29 protein-coding genes are annotated in these 21,880 nt (G+C 46.3%); 13 read left to right on the forward strand and 16 right to left on the reverse strand.

Annotation, left to right across the window (positions count from 1 at the left end):
- Positions 1 to 218, forward strand: a 218-nt coding sequence (locus AABK37_RS30780; RefSeq protein WP_432555291.1) for a hypothetical protein, incomplete at its 5' end; no start/stop codon positions are given.
- 10 nt (positions 219 to 228) lie between these two features.
- Positions 229 to 480 carry a hypothetical protein gene (locus tag AABK37_RS30785; protein ID WP_432555292.1) on the forward strand — a complete coding sequence of 84 codons (252 nt, stop codon included), beginning with the start codon at positions 229 to 231 and terminating at the stop codon, positions 478 to 480.
- Positions 481 to 818: 338 nt separating this feature from the next.
- On the opposite strand, the gene AABK37_RS30790 is transcribed toward AABK37_RS30785, so the two are convergent.
- From AABK37_RS30790 to AABK37_RS30800, 3 genes are all read right to left on the reverse strand, one after another.
- Positions 819 to 1,907, reverse strand: a complete 1,089-nt coding sequence (locus AABK37_RS30790; protein ID WP_432555293.1) for a hypothetical protein — start codon at positions 1,905 to 1,907, stop codon at positions 819 to 821.
- 514 nt (positions 1,908 to 2,421) lie between these two features.
- On the reverse strand, positions 2,422 to 2,649 hold the full coding sequence (locus AABK37_RS30795) for a hypothetical protein (protein WP_432555294.1): 228 nt from the start codon (positions 2,647 to 2,649) through the stop codon (positions 2,422 to 2,424).
- A 58-nt stretch (positions 2,650 to 2,707) separates the two neighbouring features.
- Entirely contained in the window at positions 2,708 to 2,890 is a 183-nt protein-coding gene (locus tag AABK37_RS30800; protein ID WP_432555295.1) for a hypothetical protein, read from the reverse strand.
- Between the two features lie 16 nt (positions 2,891 to 2,906).
- Here AABK37_RS30800 and AABK37_RS30805 point away from each other — a divergent pair, with 16 nt between their 5' ends.
- The 3 genes from AABK37_RS30805 (at position 2,907) to AABK37_RS30815 (ending at position 5,968) form a co-directional block, all read left to right on the forward strand.
- Positions 2,907 to 3,935, forward strand: a complete 1,029-nt coding sequence (locus AABK37_RS30805) for a hypothetical protein (protein WP_432555296.1) — start codon at positions 2,907 to 2,909, stop codon at positions 3,933 to 3,935.
- 177 nt (positions 3,936 to 4,112) lie between these two features.
- Entirely contained in the window at positions 4,113 to 5,285 is a 1,173-nt protein-coding gene (locus AABK37_RS30810) for a hypothetical protein (protein ID WP_432555297.1), read from the forward strand.
- Positions 5,276 to 5,968, forward strand: a complete 693-nt coding sequence (locus AABK37_RS30815; RefSeq protein ID WP_432555298.1) for a DUF6887 family protein — start codon at positions 5,276 to 5,278, stop codon at positions 5,966 to 5,968. Before AABK37_RS30810 ends, AABK37_RS30815 begins: the two co-directional genes overlap by 10 nt.
- Positions 5,969 to 6,087: 119 nt before the next feature.
- Here the strand turns inward: AABK37_RS30815 and AABK37_RS30820 are convergent, their stop codons facing one another.
- Together AABK37_RS30820 and AABK37_RS30825 are read right to left on the reverse strand one after the other, a co-directional pair.
- Positions 6,088 to 6,423 carry a hypothetical protein gene (locus tag AABK37_RS30820; protein WP_432555299.1) on the reverse strand — a complete coding sequence of 112 codons (336 nt, stop codon included), beginning with the start codon at positions 6,421 to 6,423 and terminating at the stop codon, positions 6,088 to 6,090.
- Between the two features lie 240 nt (positions 6,424 to 6,663).
- Positions 6,664 to 6,828, reverse strand: a complete 165-nt coding sequence (locus tag AABK37_RS30825) for a hypothetical protein (protein WP_432555300.1) — start codon at positions 6,826 to 6,828, stop codon at positions 6,664 to 6,666.
- A 37-nt stretch (positions 6,829 to 6,865) separates the two neighbouring features.
- Between AABK37_RS30825 and AABK37_RS30830 the strand changes: the two genes are divergently transcribed.
- Entirely contained in the window at positions 6,866 to 7,846 is a 981-nt protein-coding gene (locus AABK37_RS30830) for a tyrosine-type recombinase/integrase (protein ID WP_432555301.1), read from the forward strand.
- A gap of 413 nt (positions 7,847 to 8,259) precedes the next feature.
- On the opposite strand, the gene AABK37_RS30835 is transcribed toward AABK37_RS30830, so the two are convergent.
- The 11 genes from AABK37_RS30835 to AABK37_RS30885 all read right to left on the reverse strand — a co-directional run bounded on the left by AABK37_RS30835 (position 8,260) and on the right by AABK37_RS30885 (position 15,484).
- A complete protein-coding gene (locus AABK37_RS30835) occupies positions 8,260 to 8,499 on the reverse strand; it encodes a hypothetical protein (RefSeq protein WP_432555302.1) in 240 nt (79 codons plus the stop codon).
- A 3-nt stretch (positions 8,500 to 8,502) separates the two neighbouring features.
- Entirely contained in the window at positions 8,503 to 9,000 is a 498-nt protein-coding gene (locus AABK37_RS30840; RefSeq protein WP_432555303.1) for a hypothetical protein, read from the reverse strand.
- A gap of 778 nt (positions 9,001 to 9,778) precedes the next feature.
- Positions 9,779 to 11,386, reverse strand: a complete 1,608-nt coding sequence (locus tag AABK37_RS30845) for a hypothetical protein (protein ID WP_432555304.1) — start codon at positions 11,384 to 11,386, stop codon at positions 9,779 to 9,781.
- 69 nt (positions 11,387 to 11,455) lie between these two features.
- A complete protein-coding gene (locus AABK37_RS30850; protein ID WP_432555305.1) occupies positions 11,456 to 12,157 on the reverse strand; it encodes a hypothetical protein in 702 nt (233 codons plus the stop codon).
- 10 nt (positions 12,158 to 12,167) lie between these two features.
- Positions 12,168 to 12,542, reverse strand: coding sequence for a hypothetical protein (locus AABK37_RS30855; RefSeq protein ID WP_432555306.1), 375 nt, complete (start codon positions 12,540 to 12,542; stop codon positions 12,168 to 12,170).
- A gap of 727 nt (positions 12,543 to 13,269) precedes the next feature.
- Positions 13,270 to 13,461 (reverse strand): hypothetical protein, encoded by a 192-nt coding sequence (locus tag AABK37_RS30860; RefSeq protein WP_432555307.1) that lies wholly within the window; start codon positions 13,459 to 13,461, stop codon positions 13,270 to 13,272.
- Positions 13,462 to 13,545: 84 nt separating this feature from the next.
- A complete protein-coding gene (locus AABK37_RS30865; protein WP_432555308.1) occupies positions 13,546 to 13,824 on the reverse strand; it encodes a hypothetical protein in 279 nt (92 codons plus the stop codon).
- A complete protein-coding gene (locus tag AABK37_RS30870) occupies positions 13,812 to 13,991 on the reverse strand; it encodes a hypothetical protein (RefSeq protein WP_432555309.1) in 180 nt (59 codons plus the stop codon). Before AABK37_RS30870 ends, AABK37_RS30865 begins: the two co-directional genes overlap by 13 nt.
- The gene (locus AABK37_RS30875) at positions 13,991 to 14,209 is read right to left on the reverse strand and encodes a hypothetical protein (RefSeq protein WP_432555310.1); all 219 of its coding nucleotides are present in this window, start codon (positions 14,207 to 14,209) and stop codon (positions 13,991 to 13,993) included. Before AABK37_RS30875 ends, AABK37_RS30870 begins: the two co-directional genes overlap by 1 nt.
- Before the next feature lie 32 nt (positions 14,210 to 14,241).
- Positions 14,242 to 14,457 (reverse strand): hypothetical protein, encoded by a 216-nt coding sequence (locus AABK37_RS30880; RefSeq protein WP_432555311.1) that lies wholly within the window; start codon positions 14,455 to 14,457, stop codon positions 14,242 to 14,244.
- A complete protein-coding gene (locus AABK37_RS30885; protein ID WP_432555312.1) occupies positions 14,450 to 15,484 on the reverse strand; it encodes a ParM/StbA family protein in 1,035 nt (344 codons plus the stop codon). Before AABK37_RS30885 ends, AABK37_RS30880 begins: the two co-directional genes overlap by 8 nt.
- Before the next feature lie 241 nt (positions 15,485 to 15,725).
- On the opposite strand from AABK37_RS30885, the gene AABK37_RS30890 reads away from it, so the two are divergent.
- The 7 genes from AABK37_RS30890 to AABK37_RS30920 all read left to right on the forward strand — a co-directional run.
- Positions 15,726 to 15,953, forward strand: a complete 228-nt coding sequence (locus tag AABK37_RS30890; protein ID WP_432555313.1) for a ribbon-helix-helix domain-containing protein — start codon at positions 15,726 to 15,728, stop codon at positions 15,951 to 15,953.
- Positions 15,954 to 15,972: 19 nt separating this feature from the next.
- Positions 15,973 to 16,230, forward strand: coding sequence for a hypothetical protein (locus AABK37_RS30895; protein ID WP_432555314.1), 258 nt, complete (start codon positions 15,973 to 15,975; stop codon positions 16,228 to 16,230).
- Positions 16,231 to 16,238: 8 nt separating this feature from the next.
- Complete coding sequence (locus AABK37_RS30900) at positions 16,239 to 16,532, forward strand: fertility inhibition FinO-like protein (protein WP_432555315.1); 294 nt, start codon at positions 16,239 to 16,241, stop codon at positions 16,530 to 16,532.
- A 319-nt stretch (positions 16,533 to 16,851) separates the two neighbouring features.
- Positions 16,852 to 19,545 (forward strand): bifunctional DNA primase/polymerase, encoded by a 2,694-nt coding sequence (locus AABK37_RS30905; protein ID WP_432555316.1) that lies wholly within the window; start codon positions 16,852 to 16,854, stop codon positions 19,543 to 19,545.
- Positions 19,546 to 19,791: 246 nt separating this feature from the next.
- On the forward strand, positions 19,792 to 20,619 hold the full coding sequence (locus tag AABK37_RS30910) for a class I SAM-dependent methyltransferase (RefSeq protein ID WP_432555317.1): 828 nt from the start codon (positions 19,792 to 19,794) through the stop codon (positions 20,617 to 20,619).
- Positions 20,620 to 21,096: 477 nt separating this feature from the next.
- A complete protein-coding gene (locus AABK37_RS30915; protein ID WP_432555318.1) occupies positions 21,097 to 21,366 on the forward strand; it encodes a hypothetical protein in 270 nt (89 codons plus the stop codon).
- On the forward strand, positions 21,359 to 21,880 hold a 522-nt coding region (locus tag AABK37_RS30920), incomplete at its 3' end, for a hypothetical protein (protein ID WP_432555319.1). The genes AABK37_RS30915 and AABK37_RS30920, both read left to right, overlap by 8 nt.

Raw genomic sequence — 21,880 nt, forward strand, 5'->3', positions numbered from 1 at the left:
AATATGTAATAGCAAGAACCAAAATTGAACCCGTTTTAGAGCGATTTTTAGAGGCTCAAAGCCAATACCTAGAAGTACTGGCAGAGTTCAAAGCGGCGATCGCTGCCAATCCCGGCGCTGTTGAATTCGAGGCTACCGCATTGGGGTCGCCAAGGATCGTTGAGGCAGAAACTAGTATCCGATTGGCTGGGAGTCCTGTCAACGTAAAGTTACGATAACTGGAGTTTTATGGAAATAGAAATTACTTTAGACAACCAGCGCATTATTCTAACTAAAGAAATGCTGGAAATCTTGGCAGAAAGCAATTCGCGACAGTTTAAACGGAGTTGGCTAAAAGCGAACGGCTATAACGTCGATGAAACAACTTCCCCTGATTTTATTGATGGGATCTGGCAAACTTTAAGCCACATTCCCCAAAATGCGATCGCCTCGGCGAAGAAAAAGCGCATCGCACAGATCGAGGGAGCCTACAAGAACTAGGCTAACGGCTGAAACTCTTGCTGCATCTACATTTCGCGCTGTCGATGCACTGTAGCCAATTTGCAGGCTACACCAGAAGATGCGTCGCCGACGTGTAGCCAATTTTAGCCTGCGCCCCTGTTGCCGTAACTTTGCGTTAACAGGATACTTAGTCAAGCGATTGGTAAGTTAACCGAGTTTCAGGCTGCCACTACTCGCAAGGTGATACCATATACCGCAGAGAACCAATTCTTAACCATAAGTGGCAGCCAGTCAGCGAGTGACCTTTGCCACTTTTTCTTTAGGGGCGGCAGGTGTGAGATCCGCGTAACCGCGATCGCCGTGAGGATGGTGCGACTTCACAATTTGATTAGTTTCTCCTCTTCTAGGCACAGAATGGTTAACTCTTCCCGTCTCCTACAAGCCTCCCATAACTTAGCAATAGATTCGAGTTGTTCCGGGGTGAAATCATTTCTTAATAGAATTCCCCTCAACTTGCTTCCACAGCTTGTTAAAAACGATTGTAGGGGCGTATCTGGCAATGGTTCTTCCTGGGGTACACTCACCAACTTAACGTAGTCGTTCCAAAAGTCTACAACTCGCTCCATGCGAGTGGAGTCGGTATGAACTTTCCCCAAATACCCTCGGATCGCCAAAAGGTTCTCTTCGTAGCCTTTCGAGGTGAAGCCTGTATACTTCTTTAAGTGATTCTCGTACATCCAGGTGGCGAATGGCTGATCATAGCGATTGTTTCGTGAAGCGCCTTGCTTTTCCCACGGAACTAATCGCCTACCATTTATACCCCTTGGCAACTTCTCTATATCTTCGACAAAACTATAATTCGTTTCTTCGCTATATACGAACTTTGCGGACACCTGATCAACTTTTGGATCTTGGGTTGGTTGCGTAACTTTTTTTTGGTTAACAACGTCAGATGAGTGATATTCAACCTGCTCCAATTTGCTGTCGCTGGCTACCTCTTCTTCCGGAAAACTGTTAACAACATCTTCAGGTTCGCGCACACAAAATTTTTCTTCGCTCTTATGTGTGGATCTAGTTAATTGGTTATAGTTTTCTGAATCTAGTTCTATCAGTGTCGGGGGGACACCACCTGGTTTCGGGGGGACACCACCTGGTGTCGGGGGGACACCACCTGGATTGATTTCGATAACTTTTTGAGGTGGTGTCGGGGGGACACTACCTGTTGACCTGCCCGAATCGCCTACAACTCTTTGCGTATCAGCATTTTGAGCATTTTTCTTTTGTTTAGGCTTGTTTCCAGGCTTGCGAATTAAAGTGGATATCTCTAATGGCGATCGCCGCCATTTTTCTGGTGGTGTCAATATATATAGGTTGCTAACATTGCAGTCAGAAGCCTCTGCCCTATCCACAAAACGTTCTTCCTTATAAAGAAGTCCCCAACTAATCAACTCCTTGACTGCTTCCATTGCTTTTTTTCTAAGCGTTTGCTCGTGACACGATGGATAGGATGCGCTGAAGCATTGTCTTCCCAACCTCAAATACGAAGGAAAACACTCGCCACTAAGTCTATCCGCGTGCTTCTTAAGCTCCGCATAAACCCTAAAAGCCTCCATCGTTAAAGGAGTCTCTAAGATCCGGTGGTCAAGCATGATAAAAGGTGCTTGACTTCTATCTACAAGTTTGTCAGTTTGTGTCATGATGTTTTTAGTGTTTGTTGTAGTCTTCTTTTGTCCGGTTGCTTGCAGGCTTCCAGACACCCTTATTTTACAATGGTTGCGCTGTCACTAGAACTGGAGTACTAGTTAGCGTAACTTTACGTTGACAGAGAATGTCTGCTTTGTCCTACTTGGGCGGGGCAGGCATTTTGTTAGAGAACCCGGTCAATAGCTTCGTTGATCAACCGGGATATCATTTTGCGCCAAGTTACTGGCACTCTAGTAATTATGTACTCATGCACCCGCTTAACCGCCTCTATATCGGTTAGACGGGTGTCGCTTTTGGGACTTCTTCTTGAGGCTCGATCACTCGTCGCCGATATTCCTCTAAACAATTCCTCAAGTATTCTTTAACATCAATTTCTGGGTTGTCGTCGAGCCATTGTCTTACCTCCTTAGATACCTTGAAACTAACTGGCTTACGGTCTAAGCTTCCCGGCTTTTCTTGAAAACGTCCCCTATCATCCCTTGGATCATCCTTGGCTTTGCTCATACAAATAGTCCTCAAACTAACTTTATGGTATACCACGGTAGTCAGAGGTAGACAATGGTTAAGTAATTCTTATAGCAAGGGCTTCAAAGTGGAGATAAATATCATCACCCATCCTTGGTATACAACCGTAAACCAAGGTATAACTATAAATGTGAGGCACAAACGACCCACAACGCCAAAGGCGATCGCCCTCCTGGAAAGATTGCGATCGCCCTGGCAAACTATAAACTAAACCATCCAAACAAGGATCTTATCACATGTCATTTCAAGAATTAGCATCGATTGATCTACACGCCCTAACCAAGATTCAACTACGCAGCTATACCAAACTTGCCCGTGAAGAATGGGGTCGCAGCATTGACCTGAGATCCTCAAGCATTCATGATCTGCGTGAATACTTGACGATGTATTTAAGCTGGAAAGCCACCGCTGAGGCTGAAACGACAGAGCCAGAAGCTGAGATAGTAGCGCCCGAACCAGAAGTTACACTCACAGAAAACGCAGAAGTTGAGATAGTAACTCACACCCTGAGCGACTTACCCGAACCCACAGATCCATCTGAGGATGAGGCAATGATCGTCGCTGAGGTAGAGGACGTAGCAGAAGAACCCGAACCCATGACCGAGGCTGAAACTGACGTAACGACTTGGATCACCCTGCTTTACGCTGGAACGCCCGAACTGCATGAGGGACGTATCGCTGATACCAACTTCATTACTTGGCTTTTCCCGGCATTCAGCGGCGACTGGGAGAGTCTGAGAGAGCAGATAGCATTCCGAGTGCAGCCTGATAGCGACGAACTGGTAGAAGGTGAATTCTACGGTGTGGAGCGCTTGGATCACAAAGACCTTTTCGCGCACATCCTGCCCAACTTAGCTTGGCTGCGACAAGTTGAGGATGATGAGGTGTTTGTGTTCCGCCAAATTTCCGAGTTTGAAGGCATCGACGATATTAGTATGGGTGACTGGTGGGTATCCAGCCCATTGACTTGCGATGCCTTCAACTATCAAGTCTGCAACTTACCCAAATCTCAGAAAGTATACAGCCAGGACTTTTGCGGGGCTGACCGGGAAAGCATCCCGCATGATTGCGGAAAGCCAGAAACCGCCATCATCGGGCTGGTTTTGTTGACGGCGATCGCGCTAGCTGCGGATCAGATTGCAACTACTGCTACGTGGGCTTTTAACCGGGTACGAGACACGCAATTGTTACAGAAGGGCTACAAGGCAGCCGCAACTTTTGTACAGCCCCACAGACCGCGACCACAGGGTTTTGCCAGAGCATAGATATAGATCACCTGGGACTACTTCGACTAGCAAATAGCCAGTCATCGTAAAGTTACGGTAACAGCGACCAGTAGGCTGATGTCGGTAAAAGCTGCCCAGCTACCAATTACAATTTCCCGTGTACAATATATCCAGTTTCCGTATACGGAAACCAAATAAAAGATGGAGCGACGGACAATGCCTATTAAGAGAGTCACCAAGAAAAAGAAGAATGACGACAGCACAACATATCTGTACTTGACTCAGGAAACTTACGATTCAGAAAAAAAGCGGAGTAAAACCGTAATTAAGGAATCATTGGGAATTGAGGAGCCAATCGCCCCATTGACCAATCTAACGGAAGAGTTCGCTATTGTGTGGGCATCAAACAGAACGCTGGGCAACGCTGTACCGTTTAGCGAGCGCGTGATCGGGAAGTTTCCTTCAGAAGACGAGAATTATGGTGTCGAGCTTCCCTGCGACATCGTGGAGTGTGGCAAGTTCAGGAATGGAAAGCGGCGATGGTGGTGTCGCACCCATCAAGTTCACTGGGGGACAAACGCCGATGTCCAACAACTCGAAAAGAATCCAGAAAACGTTCGATGTGCAAATGCAATTCAACCCATGAATTACACCAAAGACCCTTTTGTTTTGACTCCCGATATCTACGCAGGCGGCGTTGGGGTTTGGGCGGCGCTACCAACGGCGATTAATACTACCGACGAACCAGAATTAAGAAAAGCAGAAATTCACGTTCATGCCCGACCAGAAAAGGGTGGCAAGAAGCTGGTAGACCGCAACTACCCAGCGATTGTCGTTGCCTGTGCTGAAAATACTCCGCTGTTTGCTAATGTTTCAATTAAGCGTGTGGTCATTTCTCCCCCCAGCGCGATCGCGTATCTGGAAGCGCTAATTAAGAAAATGCCATTAGGCACACTTTATTGCAGCCGATGCAATCATCCGCATCTAGACCTTGGAGACTTTGCTATCAATCCCCACAAAAAACACTTCTGCGGCAACTGCGGATCTGATTCTAACTGGTCTAAGGAGGCTATTGTTAGCTCCCCTCTCAAAGAGTTAGCCGACAATCTCAATAAGAATTCACAATTTACCCAAAGTGATCGTGCGCTTGATTTGAGAGACTACAGCGACTGTCAATTTAAAATCTGGGCATCAACCCCAGCTATCCTCTGGACTAGCGACCTGCCCCAGGAAGAAGGAATCCACGTCCATATCTATAGGGATGGCAAAAAGGTTGTTGACGACACCTTCGGTCAGGTTACTGACGTTGACGGTGCGGCTATGGATCGAGAAGCGCTACTTCTCCAGATGTTTTCTAAAGTTGAGAAGGGAGAGATCCAATGTCAATAATCTTAAGCTTCACCAGCTTTGGTAGCGGCACGGGCAAGGATACTGCTATTGATTATATTGTTGGGAAGTACGGATTTGTTCGTTTTGCCTGGGCTAGTATTTTACGTCGCGCAGTTGCCAAAGGCTTCTCTGGCGCACCAGAGTACTACACAGATGAAGCCTTGACCTACATTGAACCGGATAAAGACTGGGAAGCCGAATCGGGATTCACGCAGGCACTAATAGATTACCACGATCATGAAGGTGTCACGCAGTTGGGCGCGATCGCTCTCACGCAATTAAGCCAGCGGGACGTAAACATAGCGGTACTAGCAACAAGGCTGGTTAGCCAGTATGATTTAGCCAAAGCAATGGGTGCAAAAATGGTGCTGATTCACGGCAATCATCGCCGGGGTATCAAAGAACTAGATCAGTGCTTAGTTAACAAGCCTTTTGACGTTGAACTGCATAATATTGGCACTGTTGAGGAGTTCTACAAACAACTGGATAAGTTGGTTTTTGCCACAATGCCCAAAAGCGAGCTAAAACGTTACGTCTTGGAGCATCGCCACGACAATGAAGCTTTTTACGCGCTGGCAGACAGAATCGATGCCGAACAAGATCGGAAGTTTTATACAATTGAGGACGCTGAAGCAGGAATGTTAGAAAAACTAATTGAAGCAAAACGGCAGCAGTCATCTTGACGTTGCGGTAACTGGCGGCGTTAACCGATCCTTAATCATTAAACATTCTATGCTCCTAACCCAAAACTAGGAGCATTTTCTATCATCGCTAGTGTCCGGGAAGACAAATTATTGATAGTTCATTCATCCCTTTCTGCCAACCGCTCGATTTCCTCCCCATATTCTTCGTCCCACGAAATATTATGCTGTGTAGCTATTTTTCGCCAATCCGTTGTTGCTACCTGAAGCATCTCAGCATCCGAGAACCCATGTCTTTGTCGCAAATCATTGAACTCTTTAGGCTTGCATCCAACTGTTCTACAAATATCATTTATCAAACCGTCAACAGTAATCGGCTTACTACTTCCATCAAAACGATTGCATACCTCAGCAAAATCCCAAGCTTCTGTGGTAATAGCTTCCACAAACTCTTTCTTAGTGGTTGCGTTACACATGTCGTTCCATGTCGTTGTCATAATAAACCTTCTGGAGTAGGAGTAGCTCTGTAAAAATACTGCCTTGACAGTAAGTAAAGAATAACGCGAAAAACTCACAGTTATCGTAAACTTACCGTAACTGGACAGAACGGCGATGACCTCCGGTCGGGCGATCGCCTCATCCAAAATCCCATCCCGTTGTCAAGTTTTGCGGATTTAATCCCAGCATCTTTACATTGTCAAAACTCTATGTCCCTACTCAAAAAGTGGGGATTTTTTCTATGATTCTGAGTGTAAGAAGAATCCGGGAATAAACATTATCGGATTGTAGAATGGGTGGTAAGTCAAAAATGTACCACCAAAAATGACCAACCTACCCATCCATGTCGCCGAGATTGAATTGTCTCCAGAGGCAATTTCTCCGGTATCGAATCCAGCGGACATACTTAAAGATTACTATTTCCCGAACCGTCAGAAAATTATGTCCGCTTCCGAACTAATTAATATGTGGTTGCATTCTCAGAAGCTGAAATCAGACCAGACCCGCCGCAGCTATCGCACCATTGGTCATGAGCTTACTAACTGGCTTGCAGAGCGTTATAATCTACCTGATCTGCGACTTTGCACGTTAGGGCATTTGCAGTTCTTCGTTGCTTACCTAAAAGATGAAAAATTGCTCAGGAACGGCAAAACAGGAATGAGTCAGAATGCAGTCGCCAAGTATGCCTGTGCAATTCGCTCTCTATGGAAGTTTGGTTGTAAAGAATCGATTGGTTATTTTAGCCATAATATTGCTCAAGAACTGAGCATTGACTGGCAAGACAAGACCGCCAGCCGATATTTACCTGTCAATAAAATTAACCAGATAGAAGGCATCTTGGAGGATGGACAATCCGGCTTAACTCAACTGCACTATGTCGTCTTCACGCTTCTTTATTATTCCGGTTGCCGTGTTGGTGAAATCGCTAGAATAACAGCGCCCAACTCTAACGATCCTAAAAAGCCGAGGGTCACTAGTGAAGGGCTGTTTTGGAGCGATGTGCAAGAAGTTACCAACCAAGACGGCGTAACCGTTCTCAACCTTACAGTAAGGGGCAAAGGCAATAAAACTAGAACTATTGGGCTAGATCCGCAAACTAGTGCAATATTGATTCTTTGGCGCGGCGATGCCCGTGACAATGAACCGGTATTCCCTAGTCCCGGACGCAAGCACAGCAAAAAGAAAGGCGCTGTTCCTATCAGCGATCGCCACATCCGCACTTTGATCAAGGAGATTGGCGACAAAAAAGGAATTAAGTTTTCCCCACACTTCCTACGGCATAGTCACGCTACTAATGCAAAGTTGGAGGGTGCTTCTGATACCGACCTAATGAAACAACTAGGGCACACATCCCCCACCATGACTGCTAGGTACACCAAGATGGCTGCTAACAAAGGAACTGGCTATATGCTCAGAAGATAACAGCAGGTAGAAACACCCCACCCGCTCAAAACAATGCCCCTCCCGGTCATCCTGGCGGGGCATTGTTTAGGCAACGCGAGCTATTATTCAAGGATCTGCTTGGTTCGTCGGATCTTCGCCTCCGCGATCGCTGCAACAACAAGAATTATCAAACCTGCTGGGCGACCTGATTTAAAATCGCTGTCATCGTAACTTTACGGTAACTGAAGCCTACGCGATGGCTAACAACGCATATATGACTTGGTAGCCATACGCAGACTTTACCAGTGTTGTACAGATGAACGCAAGCTGATATGATATGGATGTTAGCTGTTTTCTTCCCAAAGCACCGCCTGCGCGTGGCGGATCTATGTCTAGCAAAAAGCCCTCCAGTTGTCGGTTGGAGGGCTTTTTTGTTGGGGTAGCTGCCGGAACTACACCTCGAAGCTGTCTTTGTACGCTGGAAGGTCTAACAAGCCGATCAAAGCCATTTGCAGGGTATAGACTTCCTCTCTACTCAAGCTCGATATCCAGATCATCAGGTTGTCAAACTCAGCGCCAGAGATGTCCGATTGTTCTGCTATTTCAGGCAGGCGTTCTAAAAAATATTCGATTGTCCAGTCGTCGCCAGACTCCGCGTCTAATAGTACTTGTAGCTGTTGTTTGCTAAACATGATCTATTCTCCCTTTGGATTGTAGAAATATCGATAGACTGAGCGAGTTTGATCGCAAAACTGGCTACCGTTCCGCTCTCCACAGAAGCCAGGATTGACCGCTAGAATGACCAGCAACGCCCCTCCAATTAATGTCCCGGCTAATGTTGCTATTCTCAGAACATCGCCTATCTCGCTCAGTATTGGAATGCTATACAAGTGGTCGTGCTTAATCGTATGTGGTGGCTTGTTTTCTATCAATTCCAAAGCGGCGATCGTTTCCTCCGCGTTTTCGTTGTTGGCGACTTTTTGAAGTATTAGCGCCCTTAACAACTTGACTTGTTCGGCGTGGGTTAAGACCTGTAGATCATCAACTTCAGCATCCCCCAAGTATGCCCGTTTAATAGTGACCTCTTTCTCTATTTCACATAGCTCCTTGATGCGCTGATCGATGATTTGTTGGTCGCCTATTAGGGTTAAGTAGCGGCTGATTGTATTAGTTAGTCTGCTGATAAATTGCATGGTTCTATCCTTGGTATTGTAAGTAAGTTTCTTCGTTGATCAAGCCAACATCGTAAAGACATCGCGTAACAGCTTGTGCTACTGTCTCTCCCGTGCTATCAGAAAACCGATAGCAGTTGTCCCAGTTCTGGACTCTTGCATTTGGAAAACATTCTTCCGTTTCTTCGTCGTAGCTTTCTTCAACTTCTATGTACTACTGTTGATAGTTTGGATCTGTGAAGAAGATTCGCTGATCGTATTCAATGCTGGAAATGTTATTAAGTAGTTCTGGAATTGCGTACATGGTTAGTTCCTATTAGCTAGTTGATAGTGGCTAGCGCCCGTTTTGTAGCGCTAGCGGAAAGGGTTAAATATCTTGGGTGATATAAATTAGTAGAGCAGAGGTAGAGATAAAACCGACAGCGACCAATGCCCAGAAGTGTGCAGATAGTAAATCATTTGACATTAACCTCAGCACTGAAACAAGCAGCATGAGAGGACTTAATAAAGAGCCAAAGTATCCGATTCTTTTTAAAAGTCTAAATGAAAGCATGTTGATTCTCCGATAAGTTTTAGTTTTGGGTTACTCGTCGCAGTTTTGCGAAAAATTTGATTGGTTTAGTTAATAGCAACCGCGCAGCACTAGCTAACATTAATTGGGTGTAGAGGGTGGCTAAGAAGGTGGCTAAAAGTAGGGTGGTTAATGGCTAAAGACAGGTGGCTAAGGGCTGGAACCCCTGGTTATGCGTTGTAAACCACCCCTCTTGTCTAGCCAATAACCATTAACCACCCCAAATGCCTAGAGCAACTTAATGGATTGTTCGTCGGCTGACATCTCAATTTTTTCTGCATCAATTAGCTCAGACAGAGCATCATCTCGCATGTCGCTATTCATCTTATTCTCTGCTAGTAGCAGTCTAAAACTTCCGTCTCTGCCTTTAGCTCCTTTAAATTTGACCCACTGATCCTTACGGTCGCTTTGCAGCCAACGAAGGATAAGTTTTGCATTGGGTGATAAGTCAGCTACCACTTCCAATGTCCTACTTTCGCTTTCTTTTTCGCTTTGATCGTCACTAATAGTTATGTCTTCCTTGGGGGCATCTTGAGGATTTAAGAATGTTTGTGTTTCTCTGTCGTAGCCAGAGTGATTAACAAGCTTAGGCATCACATACCACTTGGCTGCTTTGCCGTAGTAAAGAGCGCGGTCGCACTCGGAATAATTGATTAGTCCCTCGATTTCTTCTGTGTTGAAAGTCCTAAACAGCTTGGCGGTTTTCCACATGTCTAAAACTGCTAAATTGCTCTTATGAATGATTGCCAAGGGCGTTAACTGACTAATAGCGGAAAGGTCGCTACCGTTAGCGCCAACGTAAGGAGTTTGAGCGACAAAATAGATGTTTTTGTTAGCACTCCCACCGCTAGAAGTTATGCCAATAAGCTTGTCACCTAGCGCGGTAGATTTAGCAACTTTCAGCCTTGCGCCGATGATAGTTCCTTCATCAATTACTAATAGCGCACCGTTGTTTTGTAGAGCATAATCATCATAGTCACCAACGGCGGCTTCAAACCAAGCAGCGACCGTAGAAGGGCTGGCAGCTTCACAGTTTAACCGTCGCTGCTCGTCAACAATTCCTTCAAAATAGCCATACTCTTTCGGATCGTCTTTTCCGTTAATTAGAAACACCTTTCTGTTGGGGTAGTTAGCTTTTATTTCTCGGAGCAAACAAGCCACTAACATGCCTTTACCGCTGCCACCTAGCCCGACTATAAAGAGATTTCCGATTGATGCTCCAGCCTCTTTAATAATGTCAATCTCAGACGAAGCATAAGGGTTCCAAGTCTCAGTATTGGATTTTATTGAAGTATTAGAAGGTGGTGTGATTAATGGTCGGTTCAAGACTGTTTCTAGCTGTTGGCGTGCCTGTTGCCCACTAACAGTTTGTGATCTGCCTGACTGTTGCTCCTCCCTTTCTCTGGAAGGTTCTATCTTTCTGGGGTCTTCTCCTCGTAAACGTAGCCAATTGTGGGCGAAGTTACTTAATTCGCAGTCGGCATCAATAGCGCGTCTAAGCTCATTTGACACCGCATCCTCGCCAAATTGCCGAACGTAAGTCCTAAAGTCAGCCTCTTCTAACACCCAGGCATAACACCCCAAATCCCTTACTATTTTTAAGCGGTTGCCCGAAGAAACTACCCCGTCGTAAGCGGACTTCAATAACCATGCTCCTATGACTCCACCCAGCGCGGGAACACCCATCATTATTCCAGTGCCACCGATCACGATGCCGCCAATCACTTTTGCTGTGATGCTTTGCTCTGTCGCTTTTCTTTGGGCAATTGCCTCCCATGTTTCTAGATCCTTGAAGTCGCCGTCCGGGTTAAATTTAGTATTCACGTATTTAGCCATGATCAAGTTTGTAATGGTCAGAGGATGCCGAGGAATCGAACCTCGGAAAATGCCCAGCCCATCCTTTTTTTAGCCGTTTATGTCGTCGGCGACTTTCTTTAAAATGCTCCGAAGCTTAAACAGAAGTTCGACAGCGGTTACAGTTATCAGAGCGACAAAAATATTACCCCAATCAAGCTTGCCGAATTGCCCGGTATAAAGCACCTTGAAAAGGTCTGCAATGGTTCCCCCTTTCACTGGAGGGAAAATGTAGAGGCAAAGGAAGAAGTCCACGACATACACCGCAATCCCCAGCAGTATCAGAAACCGTAAGACCTCAGTACTAAGGCTGTTACCAACTGTTTTCGCAACCTTCACTTCCCAGTGGTCATTCTCCAAGGTGTTATACTTCTTGCCTCCCGCCCTAGCGATTGAGTTATCAAGAAAGGCGGAGTGACCGAAAAGGGCAAGGGGTAACAATTCTAGTATTTGGAAGAATGCCCAGAGGAGAGTCCCCATCCCCAATCCAAGTAAGCTCCAAATAAGTTTGAAGATCCCCCCAAGGAAGGGAATTGACGTTAAAAAGTTGCCTAGCGACTGGTAACTAACCCCTATCAAAAACCTTGTGGCTAAAACCTCATAGGGCTTAATGTTTGTAAATATTGCCCACCCAATTAATGCAGTGATTATCCACATCAAAAGGGTTATTATCGTAAACTTTTTCTTACCTTTAGGCTTTGCGTACCCTGGTGGGCGTGCGCTGCCGTTTCCTGGTGTTCCTGCTGTATTCATCGTTTGCTCCTTATTTGGCTACTGGTTGACTGTACTGACTGCCTCTAAATCGCTTTAACCGTGACTGCACCACATCGCGGTCGCCTGTGTAAGCCGTCGCTTTGACTGCGCCTTTCTCATCAATCACTGCGGTCGTTCCACTCGCGTCGCAGATCACCGTTCCAGTTGGTAACGGTTTCCCGGTAATGCGGTCGGTCGGGACGCTACCTTCTACTAGCCCTGCAAAATAGTGCGTGCCGTTTCTGTAGTTCTCCCCAACGACCGGGAGGCATTGCTTATAGCGTTCGTTTGCGACTTCAGCCTGGGCTTTCTCCATCTCAGCTTCGCGAGTCAGAGCGTCAACCTTTGCGGTTTGCACTGTGACTTCCCGCCGAACCGCATTCATGTCAGATAGATAAGCTTTCATTGAGGGGTAGCTGATTATTACGGCAACTACGCCAGCGATGCTCCACCAAATCGTTGAGGGCTTAACCTTGACGACCCGCAGGGCATCTTCGACCTGTCGTGATATTTCTTCTAGTTGGTTGCTCATGGTTTAAGTGGGGCAGCCATGCCACCCCATAATGGTTTACCTGCGGCTTTCTGCGACAATAATGCTGACTTCAATTTGATCGCGGAGCATGAGCAATTGGGTTGCAATGGGAGCGAGAACACCGTTACACACGCTATCTAGTGGATCTTCTAAAAGCCAGCAAATATCTAGAATGAATCGTTCCAAAAAAGTAAATTTGTTCGTTGACATTGGTTTTAAGGGGCAGCATGAGCCACCCCATAATGGTTTATCGGTTATATCGGTGATACTTGATCTGATGGATCAGCGCTTCTGTCAGCGCCACTTGCTCGTAAAAGCTCAACTCGTTGAATCTTTCAGTCGCTGACGTAAGGTCGCCTACCTCGTGTGGGTTGTATTCCTCTGTCGCATCTGCGGTCATCGTTCCTGCTACACAAGAGAGCAGCCAGAGTCTTTCTGAGTTGTTGAGGGCTTCAAAAGTAGACCCCCATGCGTTCTGCATGTCAGCGATTAATCCCTCGTCTCCCGGCATAGCGCCTGAGCAAAAGTATCCTATAGGTTGCATTTGTTTGATGTTCTCGCGTTGTTGTGTTGTTTTCCTTTAAGCGCCTTTGAGAATGTCCCAAACTGCATCCTTCTTCTCGGCATCGTTGAGGCTTGGGTTGTTCAAGATTTCAACCAGTTTGTTGCCTGCCTCCACCTCGGCAGGGGTGTAGTTTATAAGTGGGGTGAATTGAATGCTCAAGTCGCCTTTATCGTCTCTGTCGCTGGTGAATACTTCTTTTCGTGCCATAATTTTCTTGTTGTGTCTTACATTTGCGGTGGAGATGCATCCTGGGTCGCGGTCGCTCTGCCTGAACAACTGGCAACCGCTCCCCTAAAACAAACTTTGTTGGATTGCTCTGGGCGTTGCTTCCAGTCTTGGAGAAGCAACTGCACCAACCACTTCACTGATGCACCCAGAGCGAATTTTGTTAATGTTGACCTTGATAGATGCCTTTGACTTCTGCCCTGATAACGGTTCAAAGATCCATTGGGGGTGGTCGGAGCGACAGTATGGATCTTGGTGTAGATAGCGATATAGCTTACCTTTGATTTGATACACCTTGGTTGTAGATACCTGCGAGGTATCGAAGATTGGTTCTAGTCGCTGCATGATAATTTCCTCAAAATGGCGTGGCTAAGATCAATCAATCGCACTTCTTTCAGTTCTTCACCGTCCACTTTGGCGAAGTAGTAGCCAAGCTCGTGCTTAATGATCTGCACGTTGATGGCTGCAAATATCGCGTTGGCTGATGCCAGGTTAACTACCGAATATGCCATTACTCCCCCTCTGCTACATGTTCACAGGCATCCGCTAAAGCCGAAGCTGCATCAACCAAGGTAAAGTCAGAGCCTCTGCGACCTTCACCGCATAAAAATGAGAAGGTGTTCGGATATTTGGCGCGATAATCTTCCAACTGAGTCGCGATCGCGTCTAGGGCAATCAATGCTTCAGAGCCTTCTGCATTGTCCATTTCCAAAACTGTGTTGAGATCCATAAAAATCCTCTGTTAACGTAAAGTTACGGTGACTAGGCGACGAATAGATCGTCATAATCTGCCAATGCTTCAGCCTTTGTGACTGTGCTTGTGGTGGATACAATTGCTTGAGAATGATCTTTAAAGTACTTTCGCAGTATCCAGGCAACCGCAGAGCTTAAATCATCAGTTAGTAACAAGCCTTGCGCCTCTCTCTTGACGTGCGGGATTAGCTCTTTTGGAATGCTCACTCGATTGCTATCAGCCATGATTCTTGTCCTGTAATTGTCGTAAAGTCGCCAGTTTTAACAAGCCTTGAACGTTTGCCATCTGAGAACTTTGGATAGTTGCAATACCCTGCCTAGAGGCGATCGCGCTCACGTTGGGAAGGTTTGCGCCGCCACCAAGTAAGTAAATTACATCCAAGTCATCAGCACGGCTCTGTAGGTGTTTGAAGGCTTTAGCTAGGCAAGATTTAAGCCAAGGTTTTAATTCGACGGTGTACACCTCATCAAACTGCCACCCAGTTGTACCGTAGTGGAATTGATTGTAAATGCCTTCTCTGATTAGATGGATAGATGCTGGCTTGCCCAACTTGCGACGTGTCTCAATGCTGTTTGCGATGTTGCTGCACAGATGATAAACACCGACAGGCTCCACAATGCGAGAGTTTTGGAGTAATTTATTACCCTCAAAGATGCTTGTAATTGATGTCCCATGCCCCAAGTCAATCAAAGCTACCTTACGTTGACCGGGGACACGATTCATGATTAGTGCGCCTATCCCCTCTTCAGTTACTTGAACGAAGAGCGTTACCGTGCAAGACGTGCCATTGAGCTTTACCCGATGACTACCTTGCAATGCTTTCCTCAAGTCGGCGGCGAATGCTTGCGAGTCATGCAGGCTTGCCACAACTGTTAGGTGGTAGTTGTTCTGCTTGGGCATAAGAGCAATTGCCCCTAAGAGCATCTGCAACCCATAATTAACCTTGTGCTTGTGATCATCTACGATCCGTTGATAATTCAATGGGTGATAGATTTCAGCAGTCTCGCCAATCAGCCAGCGCGTATTTATTAGGTCAAGGCGATCGCCGGAGAGGTATTCAATCATCGACCCGTTACCAAGCGCCTCATAGTTGGCGCAATCATGGTCATCAATTTGATAAAAGTACGACGGCATAAGTATTTCACCGTCTGCTGAGTGCAGTTTTGCATAGCCATTTCCGCAATCCCAACCGCAGGGTATTGCGTCATGACTTACAATGCCACTAATGGCAGTGCTTGCCAGATAAGTCATTCATGACCATCCTTATTCAATGTGAATGAAGTTGTTAGTTGATGGCACTCAGGCTTACGGGGCTTAACTTTGGGCAGTTAGCGGGTACAATCCTCAACTTCTCGCTGGGTTGTCATTCGCTGGTTGCTTTGGCTTCGCTTGTCGATCTTGCCGTTTGTTGCCTATGTAAGTTAATATAGCTTACACAGGATGCCACTGTCAACCACTGGATAATAAATAACTATTTGTCTGTTGTCCTCCGATGTCTTACGATGGAGACAAAGTGCAGACGCTGAAAATAAGTATGGCTTCTAGAAGACCGCGAGTAGCTTTCGTTTGTGATGACGAGATTAAGGAGATTCTTGAGGATTGGGCTTTAGAAGAAAACAGAACCGTTAGCAATTTAATAGAATCCATCGTCCTGCAAGCAGTTGAAACTACTGGTCGCGGTCGGAAAGAGCCGAGGAGCAACAAAAAAGGTAAAAAGTAGTACAGCAAGAGGACAAAAAATGACCAATCCAGACCAACCCCAGGACGCTTCCCGACTTGATCGCTTAGAGCAGCGAGTAAGTGAGACATGGGAACGCGCAACAATTAATACCGAAACCATCGCAGGAATGCAAGAAAGTCTACAGCAGTTATTAACAATCGCACTCGCGCAACAACAGACAACAGCCAATCTTGCCCAATCAACCGCTAGCTTAGAGCGTTCGGTGGGGCAAATTTTGCAATACCTCCGCGATCGCAACGGCGGATCTAGTATTTAAGAGGGCTTATGATATCAGGAAAATTAGAAATCACTATAAAAATAAGCGAACTGCCCAGCGCCACCGCAGTCGAAAACGGGTGGCAGCACTTTCAGGTTGACTGCGACGGGCAGGTCGTCAGTATTACTGTTAAGCCGAAAGTCTGGAAGAAGCTTGCCGATGCCCAAGCCAACTATCCGATGTGGGTGGGTGCGATCGCGGGTAAGATGGGCGAGGTTACTAAAGATGGTTTTAAATTATTAGAGCCAAACATCCAGACTTTTGAAAAGAAGCCAAAAGCCGAGACAGTCGCAACCGCCTAGTTACCAGAACGTTACGTTAACAGGGATCTTAGCAAAATATGCCAGAAATCATCAAAGCTAAGGGGCAATCACTTTTATTATAAGTCCGTCAGTATTTTGCACTGATTTTTGACTTATGGTTTGTGATTTTGAAAGCCCCAAACAGAGAAACCGCCGCAAGACGGCAAATCTACGGCGGTTTCTATCGAACCATACATCGCGGGTAACTCCTAAACTTTCCAAGGTTGAGTTGACCGCTTTCGCTAACATAATTCTACCGTAGGCGAAACGGATCAACAAGAGTTACCCCCAGAAAAAAACAAAAAACTGGAGGTAAACAATGAACTCTATATCAATCAACTTAATCTCTGGCTTAGAACTACTTCCCTCGATCTGGGCGTTAACCCCTGTCGATGGCAACAAGCGCCCTTACCGTGATAATTGGCAGAAAGAAGCGCCAATCAGCCGAGATGCCATTGTCCGCGAATTAAAAGGTCGGGCTAGAGGTTACGGCATCCGCACAGGTGAAGTGTCTGGCGGGATTTTAGCCATTGATGCCGACGGACACGCAGCAGAAGCATTATTACAAGAAATGTCGAAGGGAGACTTGCCCGACACAATTATCTGGGCTTCCGGTAAGCCTGGGCGCAGGCAGTTGGCGTATCTTGTTCCGCAAGAGTACTGGCAAGTATTTAAGACTACCAAGTTTAAGACTGGTGTCAAAGGTGACGACGACAAGGAGCAACAACTAGAGTTTCGCTGGAGCGGACTGCAAAGTGTGCTTCCGCCATCAGTTCACCCAGAAACAGGCGCTTATCACTGGGTGCGATCTCCCCAAGATGTTGAGATTGCCGAGTGTCCCATGTGGGTAATTGAGATGATGCTAAACCGCAATCGACCTGCACCCAGCGTCTCAGAACCCAAGTTTAAGCAGCCCCCAACCAAATATACAGATAAACCGCCATTAGAGATTTTCTTGGGCAACAAAGACCTAGATTTAATTGTAAATGGTGCTGGTGATGGCTCTCGCAACGACGCAGCCCAGAAACTCAGCCTTAATTTAGTGGCTACTGCCCGTCGTCTTTACGAACTAGGCATTGACTACCAAGGCGCAGCTCGTGTCCTTTATGAGCGATTTTGCGCCAACTGTACGCCTCCGCTTGGTTCTGACGTGCGAGGGGAGGCTGAGGGATGGTGGCGTAAAGCTGAAATGATCGCTAAGAACCCAAGCTTAGATGATGAAAAGCTACAAGGATGCTATCAAGCATGGTTACGTAAGCAGCGTTCACAAGTTCAGCAGGGAAGAAACGAGAACATGCCCATCATTAATGGAGAAGTGATTTACAGCGAAGATGAGCGGCTTAGGTTGGCATTGTTGGATTTATCGCAAGAAAAGGACAAAATAGCTCGTGTCCGCAAACGCGCTCAGATTTGCAGCCATTATCGCATTAGCAAGGCAGAAATTGAAGAATTAGTTCAGGAGACAGAGCGTAAAACTTCGACTTCTGGCTTAAAGCGCATGAGCCTGAGCGACTTACTAAATCACGAGACTCAAGAATTGTCCTGGCTTATTCCAGAATTACTACCACGAGGCGAGTTAATTATTCTTGGTGGCGCACCAAAGGCAGGAAAAACTTTGATGGCTATCGATGCTGCATTCGCGATCGCCACGGGTGAAGATGACTTTTTGGGGATGCGCTGCGACAGAGGTAAGGTTCTTTTCGTCTCCAACGACGCAAGCCCCAGATCCACTAAAAGCCAGTTGATCCGACGAGGGTTTAGAGAGTCGGACAGCGAGTGGCTGGAGGTTATTTTCGACTGGACTATCGATAAGCTTTACGAACTCGAACAAACCTTAGCCGAATTTCGCCCCGCCTTGGTAATTATTGATTCTCTAAAAAGTATAAGCGTCGGCAGTATTATCAGTGAGAACTCAGCAGAATTCTCTAACAATATTTACGCCCTGAGAAATCTTTTTACTCAGTATCAAACAGCAGGGATTTTGATTCACCACACAGGCAAGAATCCCGATGCCTTGGGCGTTGGCAAGCTTCGCGGATCTAGTGCGATTGCTGGTGCGGGATGGGGAAGTTGGTTACTAGATTGTGTGCCAAAACCCGACCCTAACAACAGCAAGAAAATGATCATCGACCCCGCCGATCCAAAGCGCCTTTTTGCCGCATTCGTTCGAGAGGGCGAAGGGCAGTTGATAGCTGCCGAGTTTAACCCAGAAAACAATTCGTACCAACGCACTGACTTAGAGGTAATTAAAGAGCAAAACTCAATTAATGACCGCATCATGTCAGTTCTTCGTATCAACCCCGGTGGATTATCGGGACGCAACGTCATCGAATTATTAGGGATGAATCAAGAAGAAGGTCGCGGTATCTACACGGCGCTGAGTCGCATGGAGGCGAAGCTGCTCATCTCAACTATCAAGTCTCCCACTGATAAAAGAGTAACGCTTTATATCCTCAAGAATACTCAACACGCAAACGTAACGGATTGTAAATTACTCAACAAGGGGGGGGACTCCCTCTCCCCCCCCCACCCTGTGTCAATTGTTGAGTATTGTGCTGAAAGCCTTACCCATAATGGTTTACAAAATACTCAACAAAAAAACCAAAATACTCAACAACCTACTGAAAATACTCAACAACTTTTTGATACATTGGGTACTGTTGAGGATTTAAAACCTTTACCAGTAATGGACGACAGCGTATTACTCAACAACTTTCACATAGGGGGGGGAGAGGGGGTGTCCCCGGAGGTGTTGAATAATTCTACTGAGTCACCAACTTTACTAACATTGGATGAGCCGATTTCGTTGATGCAAGTAGAGTTGGACGGCGGCGATCCAGCACTGTATATTGGCTCCACGGTTGAAATTAGGAACCACTTTACGGGACAAACTTTATCTAGTGGAACAATGTCTAACTGGGACAAGCACAACGCGATCGCCGCTGTGGATGTTGGGGCAGATGGCATGATCGAATACTCAGATTCCAGGGATTTATTTGTTATCGCACTTTGAAGGAGCCTAATAAGAAAAGTATGGAAAGAACATTGTTAAATCAAGCCATCGCGACCATTAAAGGCGAATTAGTCGAGGATGGCAATAGACTAACCTTGATGGGTTAAGCCGGGATACGCGCATTCAGGGGACATGTTGTAAATAAATGTTACACAACCTACTTTCTTGCTTTACCAACTTGCCCCTATTTGGCATGAGATCCGACAAGAGAGTTAAGCTTGAAAATGACTTGCACGGGTAAGAATCATGGCAGATTCGGTCAAAATATTTAACGAGTATTCAAATCGAGACTTAGAGCAACGGAAGGTTTGGTACACGCCAGTTGTGGAAGCTTATGATCGAGGCAGACCCCGCTATCCTGAAGCACTAATACAGCGAACGATTGAAGCCGCTCACCTTTCCCCTGACTCAACTATTCTCGAAGTCGGATGCGGGTCAGGAATTGCGACGATTAACTTTGCTCAGTTTGGATGTGCAATCGATGCGGTAGAACCGAATCGAGATTTCTGCCAAGTTGCAGCACGTCGTCTTGCAGCATTTCCCTTGGTTCAACTCTTTCAGGAATCCTTCGAGGAGTGGCAAGTTCAACCACAAGCGTATCAAATTGTACTAGCAGCAAATGCATGGCACTGGATATCATCCGGCATCAAATATGTGAAAGCATCACAGACGTTACGAGAGGATGGTTCTCTCGTTTTACTTTGGAACTTGACGCTTGAGCCAAGTTATGAAGTTCATCAAGTCTTGAATCAGGTTTATCAAGCTTACGCGCCCGATATCGCACCAGAGTACCAAGGTCAAGAGAAACAAGCTGAAATTGCCGCAGGCTTGGGAAAACCTGTCGGGGATTCGGGATTGTTTGAACCTCCCTCTACAGAAATCTTCCCTTGCGAACAAACCTATAGCGTTGATCGGTATCTCGATTATTTGAGTAGTGGTTCACAGTACGTCGCTTTAGAGTCGCAAGTGAGAGTAAATCTACTTTCGGGATTGAGAACTGCGATCAAACAGCAATTTCAGGGCGAAATTCACCTGTTTAACTTAGCTGCATTTCAAGTTGCGCGGAAGATTTAAATATTATACCGCAGACATTAGATGAGATTGGGGCTTTTATTTTAACTTAACCGACTCCAGCATTCAATGAAAGAGCCAAAACACGCCTAATAATCGTTGTCCAGGTAAGCCCTAAGTTTCAACCTGATTTCTTTGTCCCGGTCGAAGGATTCTTACCTAATGCCCAGCAAGGCGAGTATTGGCGGCTGGAGTGCTTGTTAGAAGGAGGCTTGGCGACCCTAACTGATGGTAAGAAACTTAAAGACGCTTATCGCCCACCAGTGCTGAAGGGTAGAAAACGCAAGCATTCCAAAAAGCGAGAAAAGGTCGCGGCGTGAGTATCCTTGGCGATCGCCGATAGGTTGCCACTGTTACCGTAAAGTTACGGTAACAGGATAGAACGCTCGGCACTTATTCGGTCGCCTTTTACCCTTGCAACCGCGTGTTTTCGGGGTTTCTGCGATAATATACGGGTATCGTTGCTTAACGGAATTAGGAATGATATCTGAATTGTTTGCGGATGAATTGCCTGCGATACCACCCAGGCAGCCTTGGGACATGTTAGTTGGCGAGGATGGCTGGAGTTATTCGCTTTTCTTGAAGTATCTGCAACTGCCACCAGGTCAGCGCTCAGTTGCAAGAGTGGCTCAGATGGTGGGACGAACAAAGCGGAATGCTGAGTATTTTTCTTCCAGACACAGATGGGTTCAGAGAGCGCGGCTTTTTGACGAGCATATTTTGAGCAAGGAATTGAAAGAAAATGCCTAAAACAACCGTAGCCACACCAGTTCAAGCCCTCAAAAGCGATATAGAGCGCCTTGAAGCCGCGATCGCCAGTACTGCCAATCAGCTAGAATCCCAGAATCTTTTGATTGCCGACTATGCTGAATCTTTACGCATAGTTGAGACTAGGACTGCAAAGTATATTCCCCAAGGTGTTGTTGAGCCGCTCGATCAGTTGCGAACAATACTTGAGGAAGGAACTCCAGAAGAGATTGAAGCAAATTATCAGTATCGACTAGGCGTTGCAAAACAAGCCCTGGCTGATACTCAAGCCCAATCAACACGCCTAAGATTGCAGCTTGATAATTTGCAGCAGCAGTTGGTGATCACGGAGAGCGAATTGGACTGGATGGAGAACTACCAGCCTCATGTTGAAAGATACCGCGCTGGCTTTTCGCAACCATCCCCAGAAGACGTTAAAAATGGTAAGGTCGCGGCTTTTGAGGCTGACATCAACCAACGACGGACACACCTGCTACGCGCTCAAGCATGGTTGAGT

Origin of the sequence: Tolypothrix sp. VBCCA 56010, from assembly GCF_050875635.1 — a bacterium.
In the GTDB taxonomy this organism is placed as follows: domain Bacteria; phylum Cyanobacteriota; class Cyanobacteriia; order Cyanobacteriales; family Nostocaceae; genus Hassallia.

Bases quoted from the DNA above. Each gene is read 5' to 3' on its own strand.
- AABK37_RS30805 (WP_432555296.1), top strand. From the start codon at position 2,907: ATGTCATTTCAAGAATTAGCATCGATTGATCTACACGCCCTAACCAAG.
- AABK37_RS30875 (WP_432555310.1), bottom strand. From the start codon at position 14,209: ATGGATCTCAACACAGTTTTGGAAATGGACAATGCAGAAGGCTCTGAA.
- AABK37_RS30830 (WP_432555301.1), top strand. From the start codon at position 6,866: ATGTCCGCTTCCGAACTAATTAATATGTGGTTGCATTCTCAGAAGCTG.
- AABK37_RS30865 (WP_432555308.1), bottom strand. From the start codon at position 13,824: ATGCAGCGACTAGAACCAATCTTCGATACCTCGCAGGTATCTACAACC.
- AABK37_RS30855 (WP_432555306.1), bottom strand. From the start codon at position 12,542: ATGAATGCGGTTCGGCGGGAAGTCACAGTGCAAACCGCAAAGGTTGAC.
- AABK37_RS30915 (WP_432555318.1), top strand. From the start codon at position 21,097: ATGATATCTGAATTGTTTGCGGATGAATTGCCTGCGATACCACCCAGG.
- AABK37_RS30790 (WP_432555293.1), bottom strand. From the start codon at position 1,907: ATGGAAGCAGTCAAGGAGTTGATTAGTTGGGGACTTCTTTATAAGGAA.
- AABK37_RS30900 (WP_432555315.1), top strand. From the start codon at position 16,239: ATGATATCAGGAAAATTAGAAATCACTATAAAAATAAGCGAACTGCCC.
- AABK37_RS30785 (WP_432555292.1), top strand. From the start codon at position 229: ATGGAAATAGAAATTACTTTAGACAACCAGCGCATTATTCTAACTAAA.
- AABK37_RS30820 (WP_432555299.1), bottom strand. From the start codon at position 6,423: ATGACAACGACATGGAACGACATGTGTAACGCAACCACTAAGAAAGAG.
- AABK37_RS30795 (WP_432555294.1), bottom strand. From the start codon at position 2,649: ATGAGCAAAGCCAAGGATGATCCAAGGGATGATAGGGGACGTTTTCAA.
- AABK37_RS30895 (WP_432555314.1), top strand. From the start codon at position 15,973: ATGACCAATCCAGACCAACCCCAGGACGCTTCCCGACTTGATCGCTTA.
- AABK37_RS30835 (WP_432555302.1), bottom strand. From the start codon at position 8,499: ATGTTTAGCAAACAACAGCTACAAGTACTATTAGACGCGGAGTCTGGC.
- AABK37_RS30810 (WP_432555297.1), top strand. From the start codon at position 4,113: ATGCCTATTAAGAGAGTCACCAAGAAAAAGAAGAATGACGACAGCACA.
- AABK37_RS30905 (WP_432555316.1), top strand. From the start codon at position 16,852: ATGAACTCTATATCAATCAACTTAATCTCTGGCTTAGAACTACTTCCC.
- AABK37_RS30840 (WP_432555303.1), bottom strand. From the start codon at position 9,000: ATGCAATTTATCAGCAGACTAACTAATACAATCAGCCGCTACTTAACC.
- AABK37_RS30825 (WP_432555300.1), bottom strand. From the start codon at position 6,828: ATGTCCGCTGGATTCGATACCGGAGAAATTGCCTCTGGAGACAATTCA.
- AABK37_RS30890 (WP_432555313.1), top strand. From the start codon at position 15,726: ATGTCTTACGATGGAGACAAAGTGCAGACGCTGAAAATAAGTATGGCT.
- AABK37_RS30845 (WP_432555304.1), bottom strand. From the start codon at position 11,386: ATGGCTAAATACGTGAATACTAAATTTAACCCGGACGGCGACTTCAAG.
- AABK37_RS30815 (WP_432555298.1), top strand. From the start codon at position 5,276: ATGTCAATAATCTTAAGCTTCACCAGCTTTGGTAGCGGCACGGGCAAG.
- AABK37_RS30880 (WP_432555311.1), bottom strand. From the start codon at position 14,457: ATGGCTGATAGCAATCGAGTGAGCATTCCAAAAGAGCTAATCCCGCAC.
- AABK37_RS30860 (WP_432555307.1), bottom strand. From the start codon at position 13,461: ATGGCACGAAAAGAAGTATTCACCAGCGACAGAGACGATAAAGGCGAC.
- AABK37_RS30910 (WP_432555317.1), top strand. From the start codon at position 19,792: ATGGCAGATTCGGTCAAAATATTTAACGAGTATTCAAATCGAGACTTA.
- AABK37_RS30850 (WP_432555305.1), bottom strand. From the start codon at position 12,157: ATGAATACAGCAGGAACACCAGGAAACGGCAGCGCACGCCCACCAGGG.
- AABK37_RS30885 (WP_432555312.1), bottom strand. From the start codon at position 15,484: ATGACTTATCTGGCAAGCACTGCCATTAGTGGCATTGTAAGTCATGAC.
- AABK37_RS30870 (WP_432555309.1), bottom strand. From the start codon at position 13,991: ATGGCATATTCGGTAGTTAACCTGGCATCAGCCAACGCGATATTTGCA.